At 30.0% G+C, this 17809-nt stretch carries 20 protein-coding genes and 1 tRNA gene; 18 read left to right on the top strand and 3 right to left on the bottom strand.

What is annotated here, in order from left to right:
• Nucleotides 1-27: 27 nt before the first annotated feature.
• The 3 genes from trxB to Q1K13_RS00445 are packed head-to-tail and all read left to right on the top strand — an operon-like array spanning nucleotide 28 to nucleotide 2663.
• A complete protein-coding gene (trxB, locus tag Q1K13_RS00455; RefSeq protein WP_300346547.1) occupies nucleotides 28-966 on the top strand; it encodes a thioredoxin-disulfide reductase in 939 nt (312 codons plus the stop codon).
• Nucleotides 967-968: 2 nt separating this feature from the next.
• Complete coding sequence (locus Q1K13_RS00450) at nucleotides 969-1202, top strand: glutaredoxin family protein (protein WP_300346545.1); 234 nt, start codon at nucleotides 969-971, stop codon at nucleotides 1200-1202.
• Nucleotides 1203-1214: 12 nt separating this feature from the next.
• Nucleotides 1215-2663, top strand: a complete 1449-nt coding sequence (locus Q1K13_RS00445; protein WP_300346543.1) for an NADP-dependent glyceraldehyde-3-phosphate dehydrogenase — start codon at nucleotides 1215-1217, stop codon at nucleotides 2661-2663.
• Nucleotides 2664-2894: 231 nt separating this feature from the next.
• Here the strand turns inward: Q1K13_RS00445 and Q1K13_RS00440 are convergent, their stop codons facing one another.
• Together Q1K13_RS00440 and Q1K13_RS00435 are read right to left on the bottom strand one after the other, a co-directional pair.
• Complete coding sequence (locus Q1K13_RS00440; RefSeq protein WP_300346541.1) at nucleotides 2895-3122, bottom strand: glutaredoxin family protein; 228 nt, start codon at nucleotides 3120-3122, stop codon at nucleotides 2895-2897.
• A 121-nt stretch (nucleotides 3123-3243) separates the two neighbouring features.
• The gene (locus Q1K13_RS00435; protein ID WP_300346539.1) at nucleotides 3244-3411 is read right to left on the bottom strand and encodes a hypothetical protein; all 168 of its coding nucleotides are present in this window, start codon (nucleotides 3409-3411) and stop codon (nucleotides 3244-3246) included.
• A 198-nt stretch (nucleotides 3412-3609) separates the two neighbouring features.
• Here Q1K13_RS00435 and Q1K13_RS00430 point away from each other — a divergent pair, with 198 nt between their 5' ends.
• From Q1K13_RS00430 to disA, 4 genes are all read left to right on the top strand, one after another.
• Complete coding sequence (locus Q1K13_RS00430; RefSeq protein ID WP_300346537.1) at nucleotides 3610-4332, top strand: GntR family transcriptional regulator; 723 nt, start codon at nucleotides 3610-3612, stop codon at nucleotides 4330-4332.
• Nucleotides 4329-5054, top strand: coding sequence for a glucosamine-6-phosphate deaminase (gene nagB / locus Q1K13_RS00425; RefSeq protein WP_300346535.1), 726 nt, complete (start codon nucleotides 4329-4331; stop codon nucleotides 5052-5054). The genes Q1K13_RS00430 and nagB overlap by 4 nt, the downstream gene beginning before the upstream one ends.
• A gap of 244 nt (nucleotides 5055-5298) precedes the next feature.
• Entirely contained in the window at nucleotides 5299-6660 is a 1362-nt protein-coding gene (radA, locus tag Q1K13_RS00420; RefSeq protein ID WP_300346533.1) for a DNA repair protein RadA, read from the top strand.
• Nucleotides 6661-6678: 18 nt separating this feature from the next.
• Nucleotides 6679-7743 (top strand): DNA integrity scanning diadenylate cyclase DisA, encoded by a 1065-nt coding sequence (disA, locus tag Q1K13_RS00415; RefSeq protein ID WP_300346531.1) that lies wholly within the window; start codon nucleotides 6679-6681, stop codon nucleotides 7741-7743.
• Nucleotides 7744-7778: 35 nt separating this feature from the next.
• Here disA and Q1K13_RS00410 read toward each other — a convergent pair whose 3' ends face one another.
• Nucleotides 7779-8180: a DUF1573 domain-containing protein gene (locus tag Q1K13_RS00410; RefSeq protein ID WP_300346529.1), complete on the bottom strand. Its 402-nt coding sequence runs from the start codon at nucleotides 8178-8180 to the stop codon at nucleotides 7779-7781.
• A 311-nt stretch (nucleotides 8181-8491) separates the two neighbouring features.
• On the opposite strand from Q1K13_RS00410, the gene Q1K13_RS00405 reads away from it, so the two are divergent.
• The 11 genes from Q1K13_RS00405 to Q1K13_RS00355 form a co-directional block, all read left to right on the top strand.
• Nucleotides 8492-9601, top strand: a complete 1110-nt coding sequence (locus tag Q1K13_RS00405; RefSeq protein ID WP_300346527.1) for a PIN/TRAM domain-containing protein — start codon at nucleotides 8492-8494, stop codon at nucleotides 9599-9601.
• A gap of 15 nt (nucleotides 9602-9616) precedes the next feature.
• Complete coding sequence (ispD, locus tag Q1K13_RS00400) at nucleotides 9617-10294, top strand: 2-C-methyl-D-erythritol 4-phosphate cytidylyltransferase (protein WP_300346525.1); 678 nt, start codon at nucleotides 9617-9619, stop codon at nucleotides 10292-10294.
• Between the two features lie 393 nt (nucleotides 10295-10687).
• Nucleotides 10688-12400, top strand: a complete 1713-nt coding sequence (locus Q1K13_RS00395; protein ID WP_300346523.1) for a proline--tRNA ligase — start codon at nucleotides 10688-10690, stop codon at nucleotides 12398-12400.
• 126 nt (nucleotides 12401-12526) lie between these two features.
• Entirely contained in the window at nucleotides 12527-13924 is a 1398-nt protein-coding gene (gene cysS, locus Q1K13_RS00390; protein WP_300346585.1) for a cysteine--tRNA ligase, read from the top strand.
• A gap of 233 nt (nucleotides 13925-14157) precedes the next feature.
• Entirely contained in the window at nucleotides 14158-14568 is a 411-nt protein-coding gene (locus Q1K13_RS00385; RefSeq protein ID WP_300346522.1) for a Mini-ribonuclease 3, read from the top strand.
• A 15-nt stretch (nucleotides 14569-14583) separates the two neighbouring features.
• Nucleotides 14584-15321: an FAD-dependent thymidylate synthase gene (thyX, locus tag Q1K13_RS00380; protein WP_300346520.1), complete on the top strand. Its 738-nt coding sequence runs from the start codon at nucleotides 14584-14586 to the stop codon at nucleotides 15319-15321.
• 21 nt (nucleotides 15322-15342) lie between these two features.
• Entirely contained in the window at nucleotides 15343-16215 is an 873-nt protein-coding gene (gene rlmB, locus Q1K13_RS00375) for a 23S rRNA (guanosine(2251)-2'-O)-methyltransferase RlmB (protein WP_300346518.1), read from the top strand.
• A gap of 18 nt (nucleotides 16216-16233) precedes the next feature.
• Nucleotides 16234-16746 (top strand): NYN domain-containing protein, encoded by a 513-nt coding sequence (locus Q1K13_RS00370; RefSeq protein WP_300346516.1) that lies wholly within the window; start codon nucleotides 16234-16236, stop codon nucleotides 16744-16746.
• A gap of 83 nt (nucleotides 16747-16829) precedes the next feature.
• The gene (sigH, locus tag Q1K13_RS00365) at nucleotides 16830-17477 is read left to right on the top strand and encodes an RNA polymerase sporulation sigma factor SigH (RefSeq protein WP_300346514.1); all 648 of its coding nucleotides are present in this window, start codon (nucleotides 16830-16832) and stop codon (nucleotides 17475-17477) included.
• Between the two features lie 82 nt (nucleotides 17478-17559).
• Nucleotides 17560-17635 (top strand) — tRNA-Thr (locus Q1K13_RS00360).
• A 65-nt stretch (nucleotides 17636-17700) separates the two neighbouring features.
• Nucleotides 17701-17809: GTP-binding protein (locus Q1K13_RS00355; protein WP_208337970.1), on the top strand; the 109-nt coding region annotated here is incomplete at its 3' end.

The raw sequence follows: 17809 nt of genomic DNA, 5'->3' as shown, positions 1-17809 counted from the left end.
ATTAACTGCATATAAGGATGTGTTAGTATGGGAAAAGAATTTAAAGAGATTGATGTTATAGTAATTGGAGCTGGCCCTGCTGGATTAACAGCAGCAATATACGCTTCGAGAGCAAATTTAAGTACTTTAGTTTTAGAAGATAATATAATTGGAGGTCAAGTAAGATCAACATATACTGTTGAGAACTATCCTGGCTTTAAAGAGATAACAGGAAATGACCTAGCAGATAAAATACAAGAACAAGCTGAGGATTGTGGTGCAATAATAGATGAATTTGATTTTATAGAAAGTTTAAATTTAAAAGATGATGAAAAAATAGTTGAAACTTCAGATTATATATATAAACCAAAGGTTGTAATTATAGCTACAGGTGCCACACCAAAAAAATTACCTATTCCAAGTGAAAAAAAATATTTAGGTAAAGGCATTCATTATTGTGCAGTATGTGATGGTGCTGTTTATCAGGATGAAATTGTTGGAGTAGTAGGTGGAGGAAATGCAGCTTTAGAGGAAGCTTTATATCTATCTAATATTGCTAAAAAAGTAATTCTTATAAGAAGATATGATTATTTTAAAGCAGAAGCAAAAACATTGGAAGCTGCTTTAAAAAAAGAAAACATTGAAATAATGTACAACTGGGATTTAATTGATGTTATTGGTGGAGATTTTGTTAAAGCTGCCAAAATAAAAAATACAAAAACAGGTGAAGAAAAAGAAATTGATTTAAGTGGTGTTTTTGGATATATAGGAACAGAACCAAAAACAGCTATGTTTAAGGAATTTATAAATATTAAAGATAACGGATATATAGTAGCAGATGAAAATATGAGAACCAATATTAAGGGTGTGTATGTGGCAGGAGATGTGAGAGAAAAAATGTTTAGACAAATAACAACTGCCGTATCAGATGGAACAATAGCAGCCTTAAGTGCAGAAAAATATATTGCAGATATAAAGGAGAGATAATTATGGTAAAAGTATATTCAGTAGAATGGTGTGGACCTTGTAATAAATTAAAAAAATATTTAGAAAAATTAGGTGTTCAATATGAAACAATAACAGTGGCTGATGGAAAAGAAGATAGAAATGAAGTTTTAGAGGTTTCAGGACAAAGATCAGTTCCAGTGGCAGTTATTGGTGAAGAAGTTATCGTTGGCTTTGATAAGCAAAAAATTGATTCTGCTATAGAAAAGATTAAATAAGAAGGTGTTAATATGAATATAAAAGCGAATGTTTTTTATAATTTTATGGATGGAAACTTCTATAAAAATGAAGCAGATAAATTTATAGATATAAAATCACCAATAGATGGAAGTTTAGTTGGAAGAATTCAAAGCCTTTCACAAGAAGATGTTGATATTATAATAAATAATGCTGAGAAGGCTCAAAAAGATTGGAATAAGGTTCCTCTAAATGAGAGGGCACAACTTCTTTATAAAACTGCTGATTTGTTAGAGGAACATAAGGATGAATTAGCAGAAATAATGATAAGAGAAGTAGCTAAAGATAGAAAAAGTGCATTATCAGAAGTTACAAGAACTGCCGATTATATAAGATTTACAGCAGATGCGGCTAAGAGTATGGATGGAGAAAGCATTCCATCAGATAATTTCCCAGGATTTAATAGAAGTAAGATATCAGTTGTAACAAGAGAGCCATTAGGTGTGGTTTTAGCTATATCACCATTTAACTATCCTGTTAATCTTTCAGCTTCTAAAATAGCACCTGCTTTGGTTGCAGGTAATAGTGTTGTATTAAAACCAGCTACTCAAGGAAGTTTATCAGCTTTATACTTAGCTAAAATATTCCATGAAGCAGGTCTTCCAGGTGGAGTTTTAAATACTATTACTGGTAGAGGAAGCGAAATTGGAGATTATTGTGTAACTCATAAGAAAATTGATTTTATAAATTTCACAGGAAGTACAGAGGTTGGTCAAAGAATATCACAGATAACAGTGATGAAACCATTACTTATGGAACTAGGTGGAAAAGATGCTGCCATAGTTTTAGAAGATGCTGATTTAGATTTAACTGTAAGCAATATAATTGCAGGTGGATATTCATATTCAGGACAAAGATGTACAGCTGTTAAGAGAATTTTAGTTATGAATTCTATTGCAGATAAATTAGTTGAAAAGCTAAAAGAAAAAATAAGTAAATTAAAAATGGGTAATCCATTAGAAATAGAAGATGCTACAATAGTTCCTCTTATAGATAATAAGTCAGCTGATTTTGTTATGGGACTTATAGAAGATGCAAAAGAAAAAGGAGCTAAACTTATCTGTGGTGGTGGAAGAAATGGTAATTTAGTAGAACCAACATTATTTGATAATGTTACTACAGATATGAGATTAGCATGGGAAGAACCATTTGGACCAGTATTACCTATAATAAGAGTTGAAAGCAAAGATGAAGCTATAAAAATAGCTAATGCTTCAAAATATGGATTACAGTCTTCAGTATTTACCAATGATATAAATGAAGCATTCTATATTGCAGATAAACTAGAAGTTGGGACAGTTCACGTTAATAATAAGACAGAGAGGGGTCCAGACCATTTCCCATTCTTAGGAGTTAAAGCTTCAGGTATGGGAACTCAGGGTATAAGATATTCAATAGAGGCTATGTCTAGACCTAAGGCTACAGTAATTACAATAAGATAGTAATAATTTAATACATAAACATAAAACTCCATTAAAAGTATAAAACTTTCATGGAGTTTTTTTATTTTTAGCATAAATAAAACTACTTGCTATGCGGGTGCTTAATAAATGCTTATAGCTTTAATGCAAGCCGCCCGTTTTATGGTTGGTTATGACTAAGAATAATGCTAGTTTTAGAAAAGGGTATTTTAAATAATAAAAAAGAGAGATGAAAATCATCTCTCTTTTTTATTATTCATTTAATGCTGTATCTATGGCATTTTTATCAAAACCTATTATTATAGTTCCATTTATATCTAAAACAGGAACTCCCATTTGTTTGCTTTTCTTAAGCATATCTTCTCTAGCTTCCATATCTGTTTGGACATTTAAATCTTCAAATTCAACATTTTTTGATTTTAAGTATTGTTTTGCTTTTACGCACCATGGACAAGAGTTTGTTGAATAAACTTTAACCATTTATATCATCTCCTATGTAAATAATCTTCATAAATTATTAAATTCATTTCTATATTCATATTGTAATTAAAAAATATGTACAAAATATGTGATTTAAATCAATAAATTAAATTTTGTGCAATTATTTTATTTGGTTATCATATAAATGATCATTAAATATTAAATTATCTAGGGTGCTTTGGTTATGATTGTTCATAAATGAAGATAAATTGCTTAATACTGTTGTTGAAGAATGAAGTGGGTTTTCTGAAATAATATTATTACTAATAAACTTGTATTTAATATTCAATAGAATCCCTCCTAGCTTTTTTCTATTAGTATTAGATAAAAAAAGAATTAATATTCAATATTTTTGATAAAAGTGGAAAAAAATTAATAATAAATGATAGAATAGAACATAGACTAAATATGAAATTATTGAAAAGAATGTATAGTGGTCTAGACAAGTAAAAACCATTTTAGTATAATGCAATTAGGAGGAGAAATCATGATAGATAAAAATAGTCCAATACCTGTTTATTACCAACTTAAAGAGATGATAAAAGAAAAAATATCAGAAGGTATTTGGCAAGTAGGGCAGTGTATAGCAAGCGAAAGAGAGTTAACAGAAACTTATGGAGTAAGCAGAATGACTGTCAGACAGGCTTTAGGAGAGTTAGTACAAGAAGGACTTCTTGTTAGAGAAAAAGGAAAGGGAACTTTCGTATGTGAACCTAAAGTAAAACAAGAAGATATGATGAGTTTCTCAGACATTATAAAAAAAGCAGGTAGAAAGTTAATAACAAGAGTTATAGAATTCGAAATTATTAACACTCCAGAAGAATTAGCTGATACCTTTGAAAGTGAAAAAATCTATAAGATAAATAGATTAAGAATAGTTGATGAGGAGGCTGTTGCAAATGAAGTTGTGTATATTCCATGTGAATATTGTGGCTTTGTAAATCAGATTGATTTAGAAGGATCTTTATTTAAATTACTAGAAGATAAAGGTTATGTAGTAGAAAGTACTGAATCATCTTTAGCGGCAGTAATAATGGATGATGAATTAAAGAGATTGTTTAATGTAGATAAACAAGTTCCACTTTTAAAAAGTCATAATACAGCATTAGATTCTGATGGGAAAATAATTTATGTTGAAGACGCAATTTATAGATCAGATAAATATATCTTAGAAATTAATATTTCTAAAAGAGAGGGGAAATTGAAATGAGATTAATGGTTACTAAAACTTATGATGAAATGAGTAAAGTTGCAGCAAATGAGATGGCTGATAGTATAAAATCAAATCCAGAAATAATTTTAGGATTAGCTACTGGTGGTACTCCAATAGGAATGTATAAAAACTTAATTAAAATGTACAATGATGGAGAATTAGATTTTTCAAAAGTTACAAGCATAAACTTAGATGAGTATGTTGGATTATCAGGGGAGCATGATCAAAGTTATAGATACTTCATGAACACAAACTTATTTAATCATATAAACATAGATAAGAGTAAAACTTTTGTTCCTAACGGATTAGCTAAAAACATAGAAGAAGAATGTAAATCATATGATGCTAGAATTGAAAATATGGGAGGAATAGACCTTCAATTATTAGGATTAGGAGCTAATGGGCATATTGGATTTAATGAACCTGGTGAAGTATTAAGTGTAGGCACTCACTTAACAGATCTTAAAGAATCAACTATAGAGGCTAATGCTAGATTCTTTGAATCAATAGAGGATGTTCCAAGAAAAGCTGTAACAATGGGTCTTGGTGGAATAATGAAAGCTAAGAAAATCATGGTTATAGCTAGTGGAGAAGGAAAAGCTGAGGTTGTTAAAGCCATGATGAGTGGAAAAATAACAACTGAAATTCCTGCAACTATGTTACAAATGCATAATAATGTTGTATTAATAGTTGATGAGGCAGCTGCTTCATTATTATAGTTATTATTATCTCATGAATTAATATATAACTGCTTTTAGAGAAGAGAGGAAATACCAATCTTTTCTTAAGCAGTTTTTTTGTTTTATAAATAATTTAAGTATTAAATCTTTTATATAAACTTATTTAAGAAAATAGTAATAAATAGGTATGTGATTAGTTATAATGATATGATATGATTATCTAAGGATATATTAGGAAATAATTAAAATTGAAAGAAAAACAAAGATATATGGAGTTGGTATAGTGGCAAAGGTCAAAAGTGTATATGTATGTCAGAAATGTGGATATGAGTCACCAAAATGGATGGGAAAATGTCCAGAGTGTAATAATTGGAATTCAATGGTTGAGGAAATTAGAGATACTAAGTCTACTCAAGTCGCTCAAAAAGTTGAAAGACAGATTGGTGAACTTAAAAAAATAAAAGATATAAAATCTGGTGAAAAAGAGAGATATGACACTGGAATAGGAGAACTTAATAGAGTATTAGGTGGAGGGCTTGTAAAAGGCTCATTAACACTTATATCTGGAGATCCTGGAATAGGTAAATCAACTCTTCTTTTACAAACAGCTAATAATATTTCAAAAAAATATGGGAAGGTTTTATATGTATCAGGAGAGGAATCAGAAGAACAGATAAAAATAAGAGGTGATAGATTAGGTGTTGATGCTGAAGATCTTTATATAGTTTCAGAGACTAATCTAGACATAATAGAAGCTTATATTGATAAACTTACACCAGCTTTCATAATTATAGATTCAATACAAACTATTTATAGAGATACTGTTTCTTCTGCTCCAGGAAGTGTTTCTCAGGTAAAAGAGTGTTCAAATGCTGTAATGAGAATTGCAAAAGGAAAGAATATCCCTTTATTTATAGTTGCTCATGTAACTAAGCAAGGAGATTTAGCAGGACCAAGAGTTTTAGAGCATATGGTAGATACTGTTTTATCTTTTGAAGGGGAAAGAACAGAGGAATTTAGAATATTAAGAACAATGAAAAATAGATTTGGAACAACCTCTGAAATTGGTGTTTTTGAAATGAGAGGAGAAGGATTAATGCAAGTTTATGATCCTTCAAGTATGTTCCTAGAAGATACTAGTTTTAATCAAGAAGGGTCAGTTGTTATTGGAATAATGGAGGGAACTAGACCTATTCTTGTAGAAATACAATCATTAGCATCAGAAACGAAGGCAGTTATGCCTAGAAGAACGGCAGTTGGTGTTGAAAATTCAAGGCTAAGTCTTATATTAGCTGTATTAGAGAAGAAATTAAGAGTACCTTTTTATAATACTGATGTATATGTCAACGTTGTTGGAGGGCTTGAAATTGAAGGAACAACAGCAGATTTAGGTATTGCTATATCGTTAGTATCATCTGTTAAGGGAACTCCAACTAAGTTAGAAAAACTTTTAGTTATTGGAGAAGTTGGACTAACAGGTGAGATAAGACCTATAGCAAACTGTGACAGAATATTAAATGAAGCTGAAAAAATGGGATTTATGAATGCGGTTGTTCCATACAGAAGCTTAGAAAAATTAAAGGGAAGTAAACTTAATCTTATAGGAGTTAAAACTGTAAGAGAGGCAATAGGAAAGATATTTTAGAGGGATAGGTGTAGGTAGATGAGAACTTTACATGATGATGAGTTAAAGAAAATATTAAAATTGATGAGCCCTGGTACTTCATTAAGAGAGGGTTTAGACAATATATTAAGAGCAAAAACTGGAGGGCTTATAGTTTTAGGAGATAATGAAGAAATCTTAGACTTAGTAGATGGTGGTTTTAACATAAATTCTGAGTATAGTCCAGCTTATATATATGAACTTGCTAAGATGGATGGTGCATTAGTAATAAGTTCAGATAGAAAAAAAATACTTTATGCAAATGCTCAACTTATGCCAAATCAATCTATAAGTACTTTTGAAACTGGAACAAGACATAGAACGGCTCAGAGAGTTGCAAAACAAACAAATAAAATTGCAATTGCAATATCTCAAAGAAGAAATATAATCACTGTATATAAAGGTGATATAAAATATGTTTTAAGAGATAGTGGGGTCATACTTAGCAAAGCAAATCAAGCAATACAGACTTTAGAAAAATACGTAGCTGTTCTTGAAAGAGTAACTAATAATTTAAATGTATTAGAATTTCAAGATTTGGCAACACTTTTTGATGTAGCTACTGCAATTCAAAGAACAGAGATGGTTATGAGAATTGTAGAGGAAATAGAAGGATATATTATTGAGTTAGGTAACGAAGGAAGACTTATATCAATGCAGTTAAATGAATTAGTGAGAAGTATAGAACAAGATGGAGTACTTCTTATAAGAGATTACTGTTACGATATAATGGGCTATAAAGATGTATATAAAGAAATACAAGAGTTATCATCAGAAGATTTATTGGATTTAGATATAATAGCTAAAGAATTAGGCTATTTAGGAAAATCTTTAATTGACACATTGGTGTCACCTAGAGGGTATAGAATTACAAACAAGGTACCTAGAATACCATCAAGTGTAATAGAAAATCTGGTTGGACATTTTGGAAAACTTAAATATATTCTTGAAGCAGGCAACGAAGATTTAGATCAAGTTGAAGGAATTGGAGAAGCGAGAGCAAGAGCTATCAAGAACGGTCTTAGAAGAATAAGGGAACAAGTATCTTTAAATAAAAATTTATAAAAAAAGAAGTGCCATTAATTTGGCACTTAAGAGTATTATCTAAAGGTGAATTTACCTAAAGTATCAATCTTATTATATTCTTTTAATAAGATATCAAACAGGTTTAAATCCAATGCATTACATAGAGAGGTTAAATAGAAAATGTTATTTCCAAGTTCTCTTTCTATAACTTCTCTGCAGTTTTCACATAAGCTTCCTGAAATATGGGAGCTTAGATTTGGATTAAGTTCATCTAATGATATATCATCATCGTTTAATATACTTTGTTTTTTAGCACAAATCTCTATACAGCCACAATTTGTAACAGCCTTACATATTGCTCTACTAGCTCGCGCCTGTGATTCTTCATACTTGCTTAATATATCTAATATGCTTTTGTGTCTTAGTAAAGAATTATTAACGCTATTTTGAAAATCGTCAAAAATTACGTCTTTCATAGTGTTTCACTCCTTATATACCAATCTTTGACCCTATAATAATTATAGAATTTTTTGGTTATATTTGTCAAATTATTTAGGTTGCAAAACCAAATATATGTTAAAAACTAATTAGCTTGTTAACTTGAGTATAATATAAATCAAATTTAAAAATATTTATAGGGGGTAATTTTCTTAATTGTTATATCAAAGAAGATTTTATAATTAATAATATGACTTAATATGGTATAATTAAGTAAAAATATTATAAAGTTTTACAAAGGTGAATTATAACTTTTAAACATGTCAATAATTATATAGGAGGTGAGTTTGTGATAAAGAAACTTTTTAGAGTAATTTTTACTATTTTAGGAGTATTAGTTGGTTATGTTTTAGCAGACGGAATAAAGCATAGTTCGCTAGGAAAGGAATATTTAACAAATATTTTCTTACAGGTATCATTTTATTTAATTTTAATTGCTATTTTTGGATTTATACTATTTTTACTTTCTCCTTATATTTATAAGTACATAAGAAAACTTATAACATTTATTGAGAAAAGTATATCAAAATTATCACCAAGCGAAATAATTTTTGGGGCTATAGGGGCTATAGTAGCTTTAATATTAGCATTAGTTATAACATTGCCTTTAAGTAGCTTCTTAAGTGGATCAATAAACGAAATATTAGGTCCAATAGTTTCAGTAATTATAAATATAATTGCAATGGTTATTGGAGCTGATATAGCAGTTAAGAAAAGAGATGATATAGCTGGATATTTTGAAAACTTTAGAAAAAATCAATCTAAGGAGAAAAAATCTAAAACTAGTCAACCTAAGAAAAGTGGTGCAACACCAAAGGTTTTAGATACATCAGTAATAATAGATGGAAGAATATTTGATTTATGCCAAACTGGATTTATTGAAGGTTCTTTAGTAATACCTACCTTTGTTCTTGATGAATTAAGACATATATCAGATTGTTCAGATTCATTAAAGAGAACAAGAGGAAGAAGAGGATTAGATATACTTAATAAGATTCAGAAAGAACTTTCAATTGAAGTTCAAATGTGGGAAGGAGATTTTCCAGAAATTGCAGAGGTTGATATTAAATTACTTAAATTAGCACAAAAATTGAATGGTAAGGTTGTAACAAATGACTACAATCTAAATAAAGTAGCAGAGTTTCAGGGAGTTCCTGTACTAAATATAAATGAATTAGCAAATGCTATAAAACCTGTAGTATTACCAGGAGAAGAGATGACACTTACAGTTGTTAAGGATGGAAAAGAAGCTGGACAAGGGGTTGCTTATCTTGATGATGGTACTATGATTGTTGTAGAAAGTGGAAGAAAATACATGGGTAAAGAAATTACAGTTGTTGTTACTTCGGTGCTTCAAACAGCGGCAGGTAGAATGATATTTGCTAAGTCTAAATCTTAAGAAGGAGATTTAGTTATGGGAAAGATAGTTAGTATAATATTAGCAGGTGGAAAAGGAAAGAGAATGGGTGCTGATGTCAGCAAACAATTCATAGAAATAAACGAAAAACCAATAATATACTATACTTTAAAAACTTTTGAAGAATGTAAAGAAATTGATGAAATTGTTCTTGTTTTACCTAAAGATGAAATAGAGTATTTTAAAAATGAAATTCAATCAAAATTTAATTTTAAAATATCAAAAATAGTTGAAGGTGGCAAAGAAAGACAAGATTCAGTTTATAATGCATTAAAAATATTAGAAGATTGTGATATTGTTCTAATTCATGATGGAGCAAGATCTTTTGTAAGTAAAAGAATAATTAAAGATGGTATAAAGTATGCTAAGGAATTTGGTGCAGCAGCACCAGGGGTAATGCCTAAGGATACTATAAAAGTAAAAGATTCAAGAGGTTTTTCACTTGATACACCCGATAGATCAACATTAGTAGCAGTTCAAACTCCTCAGTGTTTTAATTATGATTTAATTAAAAAAGGTCATGATAAAGTTAAAAGTGAGGGGATTGTTGTTACTGATGACACTATGATAATAGATATATTAGGAAAAGATGTTTATCTTTTTGATGGAGATTACAAAAATATTAAAGTAACAACTCCAGAAGATTTAATATTAGCTCAGGCATTTATTAAATAAGAAATATAAGATAAGAAGACAGTATATTGACATGTTATTTTTATAAGGATATAATTTTATAAGATTTAGAAAATTTAATAGTTTTTAAAGACTGTGAAAAAGATTAGTAGAAACGCTTTATACAGAGAGAAAATCCTAGGCTGAGAGATTTTCATCAAGTTTTGAACCTACTTTGGAGTCGTAGCAAAAAACTAACCGGGTTTAATACCGTTAACAATGATGAGAGTACAAATTTAGGTGGTACCGCGAAATATAAGCTCGCCCTAATATTTTTTTAGGGTAGAGCTTTTTTATTTTTTTGCTAGCTAAAATCAACACTCTCTTAAAACAAATCATTTTAATAAGTCAATAAATATTAAGATTATATAGAGCTTAATGAGGAGGTAATATAATATGAAAATGTCAAAAATGTTAGTAGGAACATTAAGAGAAGTTCCAGCAGATGCTGAGATAGAAAGTCATAAGCTTATGTTAAGAGCAGGTCTTATGAGAAAGATGACTGCCGGTGTTTATAACTACATGCCTTTAGGATTAAAAGTTATAGAAAATGTTAAAAATATAATAAGAGAAGAGATGAGTGAAGCAGATGCTCAAGAATTTTTAGCTTCAGCTTTAGTACCAGCAGAATTATGGCAAGAATCAGGAAGATGGGATGCTTATGGGGCTGAGATGTTTAGATTAAAAGATAGACATAATAGAGATTTCTGTTTAGGGCCAACTCATGAAGAAGTATTCACTGATCTAGTTAGAAATGAAATTAAATCATATAAGCAGTTACCATTAAATCTTTATCAAATTCAAACTAAATATAGAGATGAGAGAAGACCAAGATTTGGAGTTATGAGATCAAGAGAATTCCTAATGAAAGATGGATATAGCTTCGATAGAAATCAAGAAGGATTAGATGAAGCATATGAAAAAATGAGAAAAGCATATACTAATATATTTAACAGATGTGGATTAGATGCTAAGGCTGTTGCTGCTGACTCTGGAGCTATAGGTGGATCAGGATCAGCTGAATTCATGGTTAAATCAGAAGTAGGAGAAGATGATGTAGTATTCTGTACATCTTGTGATTATGCAGCTAATATAGAAAAAGCTCCATCAACTCCAGAAAAAGCTGAAGAAGAAGTTTTAATGGAAGTAGAAAAAGTTGAAACACCTGCTGTTAGGTCAATAGATGATTTAGCTAAATTCTTTGAATGTTCTCCTAAGAAAATAGCAAAAACTTTAATATTCCAAGCTGATGATAAAGTTGTAGCTGTAGTATTAAGGGGAGATAGAGAAGCTAATGAAGTTAAAATATCAAATGCTATAGGTGAGGTTACAGAATTAGAAATGGCTAGTGAAGAAGTAGTTAAGGAAGCTACTGGTGCTGCGGTTGGATTTGCAGGTCCTATAGGAATAAAAGTTGATATGTTATTAGTAGATCAAGAGGTAGCTAATATGTATAATTTCATAGTTGGTGCTAACGAAACTGATATGCACTTAAAAAATGTAAACTATGGAAGAGATTTTGAAGGAATAGTTGGAGATTTCAGAAATGTAACTATAGGAGAAAAATGCCCTGTATGTGGAGAAGAAATAACTATTTCAAGAGGAACTGAGGTTGGACATATATTCAAACTTGGAACTAAATACTCAGAATCAATGGGTGCAACATTCATAGATGAAGATGGAAAAGCTAAACCATTTATAATGGGATGTTATGGAATTGGTGTTACAAGAACAGTTGCTTCAATAATTGAACAACATAACGATGAAAATGGAATAATATGGCCATTAGAAGTTGCACCATATCATGTATCAGTTATACCAGCTAATGTTAAGAATGAAGAACAAGCAACTAAAGCGGAAGAAATATACAATGAATTAAGAAAAATGGGTGTTGAAGTATTGCTTGATGATAGAAAAGAAAGAGCTGGAGTTAAATTTAAGGATTCAGAATTAATGGGAATTCCAATGAGAATTACAGTTGGAAAACTTATTGGAGAAGGGCAAGTTGAATTCAAATTAAGAAATGGTGGAGAAGTTGAAACTTTAACTATAGAAGAAGCATACAACAGAGTACAAGATGAATTCAAAAAAGCAGGTTTAACTTTATAATTTTTAATATAGAATAATTTATAAGAAAGAAAAATTTGTATATAATTAGAATATAATATTTAAAACTCACCTTATTTAATAATAAGGTGAGTTACTAATAATTTAAGGTAGGAGGATTAATTAGTGATTAAGGTTTATAATACTTTAAACAAGAAAAAAGAAGAATTCATTCCATTAACTCCAGGAGAAGTTAAAATGTATGTTTGTGGTCCTACTGTATATAATTTTTTCCATATAGGAAATGGAAGAACTTTTATAGTTTTTGATACTATAAGAAGATACTTTGAGTACAGAGGATTTAAAGTAGATTTTGTTCAAAACTTTACAGATATAGATGACAAGATGATAAAAAAAGCAAATGAAGAAGGAACTACTGTAAAGAAAATTGGAGATACTTATATAAAAGAGTATTATCAAGATGCAGATACTTTAAATATAGAGAGAGCTACAGTTAATCCACGAGCTACAGAGTTTATTGGAGAAATAATAAAGTTTGTTAAAGGATTAATTGATAAAGGATATGCTTACGAGGTAGATGGAGATGTCTATTTTTCAACTAAGAAATTTGAAGGCTATGGAAAATTATCAGGTCAAAATATAGAAGATCTACAGTCAGGTGTTAGAATAAGAGTTGATGAGAGAAAGAAAGATCCAATGGATTTCGCTATATGGAAAGCTCAAAAACCAGGGGAACCAGCTTGGAACAGTCCATGGGGAATGGGAAGACCAGGATGGCATATAGAATGTTCATGCATGGCTAAAAAACTTTTAGGTGAAACTATAGATATTCATGCTGGTGGAGCGGATTTAACATTCCCACATCATGAAAATGAAGTTGCGCAAAGTGAAGCATTAACAGGAAAACCATTTGCAAGATATTGGTTGCATTCAGCTTTTGTTAATGTAAATAATGAAAAAATGTCTAAATCATTAAATAACTTCTTTACGGCAAGAGAAATATTAGAGAGATATGATGCTGATGTTATAAGATTTTTAATGTTATCAGCTCATTACAGACAACAATTAAACTTTAGCGAAGATTTATTAGATTCAGCTAAGGCTTCTGTTGAAAGAATATATAATGCTATAGGAAATTTAGAAAACTTAATTGATGAAGTTTCAAGAGAAGAAATGAATGAAGAAGAGAAAGTTTACTTAGAATCATTAAATCAATATAGAGACAAGTACATTGAAAAAATGGATGATGACTTCAATACTGCTGATGCAATAACTGCTATATTTGACTTAATAAGAGATACTAATACAAATATAACAATAAATTCTTCAAAAGAGTTATCTGAAAAGGCTTTAGATTTAATAAGAGAATTAGGAGCACCATTAGGTATGTTACAAAAATCAACTAAGGGTGATATTGCTGAAGAAGTTGAAGCTTTGATAGCTGAAAGACAAGAAGCAAGAAAGAATAGAGATTTCGCTTTAGCCGATAAAATAAGGGATGATCTTAAAGATAGAGGGATAGTTTTAGAAGATACTCCTCAGGGTGTAAGATGGAAGCAAATATAGTTTGAATAATAACTTGCAGAAGAATTTCTTTTGCAAGTTATTATTTTAGTTAATTTTAATTTGTAAGTGTTAAAATTAAAGTGTAATATTAAGTAACTAGAACTTTCAAGTTAAATAAATTTATATATAAGGAATTTTGTAATTAGAATTTGGTTTAAATTTGTTTAGTAATAGTTTAAAATGATTAATTATATATTGATTTTATGAAAGTAGAAACAAAAGGAGATATAATATTGAAGAATTTATTGAACAGAGAGTTTTCAGAAAAGGAAGCTAGAATGCTTAATCCACTTCAGTTGGCTTTAATTGGAGATGGAGTTTATGAGATTTTTATAAGAAACTATATATTAAGTGAAAATGTTGGTTTATCTGCACATAAAATACATGTGAAAGCTATACAATATGTAAAAGCTAAGGCACAAAGCGATATAATAAATGCTTTAGAAAGTGAACTTACAGAAGATGAACTTTACATATTTAAAAGAGGAAGAAATGCTAAGTCAGCAACAGTTCCTAAAAATGCAGATGTAAGAGATTATAGAAATGCAACTGGATTTGAAGCTTTAGTAGGATATTTATATTTAAGTGGACAGGAAGAAAGATTAAATAATTTCCTAGTGAAGTGTATAGAAGTAGAACTTTAGAGGGGAGAATTATAAATGTTGAAAGTTAAATTATTACAATACACACCAGAGCCAGAAAAAACAATAGCTGCGGCAGCTAAGTTATGTTATAGTGCAGTAGGTGTTGATGATATATTAGAAAATTCAACTGATGAAAGTACAGATAAATTTTTAAATATGCTTATGTCATATGGACATATGTCACCAATAGAACATGTTTCATTTACTTTTGCTGTAGAAGGGGTTTCAAGAAGTTTAACTCATCAATTAGTTAGACATAGAATTGCATCTTATTCTCAACAATCTCAAAGATATGTTAAATTAGATCAGTTTGAATACATAGTTCCACCTGCAATAGAAGCAGATGATGTGGCTAAAAATCTATTTGTAGAACAGATGGAAGGTGCTCAAAAAGTATATGATGAAATTGTTGAAAGATTAAAATACAAGTACATAGAAGATGGTATGAATGAAAAACCAGCTGAAAAAAAGGCTATAGAGGATGCTAGATATGTATTTCCGAATGCTTGTGAAACAAAAGTTGTTTTCACAATGAATGCTAGAAGTTTGATGAACTTTTTCCATCATAGATGCTGTGATAGAGCTCAGTGGGAAATAAGAAATATGGCAGAACAAATGGTTCATGAAGTTAAAAAAGTAGCACCTATTTTATTTAAAAATGCAGGTCCAAGTTGTGTAGTAGGACCTTGTCCAGAAGGTAAGATGTGCTGTGGAAAACTTAAAGAAATGAGAGAATTATATTTAGGAAAATAGAAAATTTAAGGAGAGAAAAAAATGACAAAATCAGAAAATAAATATAGACAATTAACTCGTAAGCAAAAGTATGCTTTAGAAAGAGAACAAAGAGCAAGAGAAGAAAAATACGCTAGAAATAACAGTAGAAATGAATTTCAAGAAACAGAATTAAAAGGAAGAGAAGATTTAGTTGAAGGAAGAAATGCTGTTATTGAATTATTAAAATCAGATAAGACAATAGAACAAATATTCATAGCTAATGGAAAAATGGAAGGCTCAATAAATAAGATACTAGGATTAGCTAAAGAAAAGAAAATAGTTGTAAAAGAAGTTGATAGAAAGAAACTAGATTTAATGAGTGAAACAAGAGCACACCAAGGAGTAATAGCTCAAATAACGCCATTTAAATATAGCACAGTGGAAGAAATATTAGATTTAGCTAAAAGTAAGAATGAAGACCCATTCATAGTTATACTTGATGAATTAGAAGATCCTCATAACCTAGGTTCAATAGTAAGAACAGCAGAATTATGTGGAGCTCATGGTATTATAATTCCAAAAAGAAGAAATGTTGGAGTAACTGGGACTGTGTACAAAGCATCGGTTGGTGCTATAGAACATATGAAAATAGCAAAAGTTACGAATATTAACAATACAATAGAAGAATTAAAAGCTAAGAATATATGGATATATGGTGCTGATATAGATGGAGATTCATACAGTTATGAAACAAACTTTAGTGGTGCTTGTGGAATAATAGTAGGTAGTGAAGGAAGAGGTATGTCTAATTTAACTAAAAAGAAATGCGACAAGTTGGTTAAAATACCAATGGTTGGTAAAATAAACTCTTTAAACGCTTCAGTTGCAGGTGGTATAATGATGTATGAGGTATTAAAATCAAGGCTAAAATAATAGAAAAAGAGTGATAAGATGAGAGTTATATTTATAGATGGTTATAATGTTATAAATAGTTGGCCAAATTTAAAAAAGTCAAAAAATTATAGCTACGACATAGCAAGAACAGAACTTACTGAAATGCTTGAAAATTATGCCTCTTTTAACTCTTGTAGAATATATTTGGTTTTTGATGCGCATAAAGTTGCTGGAAATATAGAAAGTAAAGAGGCATCTGGAAATAATATATTTACTGTCTTTACCAAAGAAGGCGAAATTGCTGATGCATATATTGAGAGAATGGTAGATGAATTAGGAAGAAAAGTTGAAGTTGTTGTTGTAACCTCTGATAGGTTAGAACAACAAACTATCTTTCAAAGAGGGGCAGTCAGAATGTCATCTATTGAATTCTACAATGAGGTATTAAAAGTTCAAGATAATATCAGAAAAAAGGCGGAAAAGAATAGAAGTGAATTGGGTAAGAATCTCTTAGGAGATACATTAGAAGAAAGTGTATTTGAAAAATTAGAAAAAATGAGAAGAGGGTAATATTGACTAAGTCAAATATAAATCTTATAATTTAATTTGTAATTTATTGGAATGCAAGGTTTTTATCTGGGGGTGTAGAGAATATGGGGATTACTTATGATTTAGCCAAGCTTGATAATTGCGAAGAATTTAAGGAATTATTAGACAAAGAAATTGTTTTACTAGCTAAAAGTGGAAATGGTAGAGCCCAAGAATATATAATAAGTAAGTATGAACAGTTTGTAAAAGCTAAATCAAAATCATATTTTCTTATAGGGGCAGATAAAGAGGATATATATCAAGAAGGTATGATTGGATTATATAAAGCTATAAGAGACTTTAATCCGGATAAATTTGTATCTTTTAAAAGTTTTGCTGAATTATGTGTAACGAGGCAAATAATAACAGCTATAAAAACTGCAACAAGGCAGAAACATATTCCATTAAATACCTATGTTTCTTTAAGTAAACCTATATATGAAGAGGAATCAGATAGGACATTATTGGATACAGTTGTTGGTATAACAATAACCGATCCTGAATCTTTAGTTATAGGTCAAGAAGAGGTTGAAAATATAGAAAATGCAATTAACAGCGTGCTTTCAGAATTAGAACTAGAAGTTTTAAATTCTTATCTTGATGGAAAGTCATATCAAGAAATTGCTTGCGATTTAGATAGAGAAGCAAAGTCTATAGATAATGCTTTACAAAGGGTTAAAAGAAAGCTAGAAAAATGTTTAGATATTAAATAATGCAATTATTCAAAAGTATTGACAAAGAATTTTATTAGTAGTAAAATTTTTATGGCATAGGTAAATTAAATGAATGTAAGGTGCTCACATAGCTCAGTCGGTAGAGCGTCGCCTTGGTAAGGCGGAGGTCGTCGGTTCAATCCCGATTGTGAGCTCCATCCAAAATAAGGAAAACACAACACGCTAGGTAGAGTTTATTTGAATTTAAAAGGAGGAATTTGCAATGTCAAAAGCAAAATTTGAAAGAAGCAAACCACACGTTAACATTGGAACAATCGGTCACGTAGACCACGGTAAAACAACATTAACAGCTGCTATAACAACTGTTTTAG

It is taken from the genome of Clostridium sp. (genome assembly GCF_029267215.1).
In the GTDB taxonomy this organism is placed as follows: Bacteria; Bacillota; Clostridia; order Clostridiales; family Clostridiaceae; genus Sarcina.
This window is presented reverse-complemented; position numbering and strand designations above follow the sequence as displayed.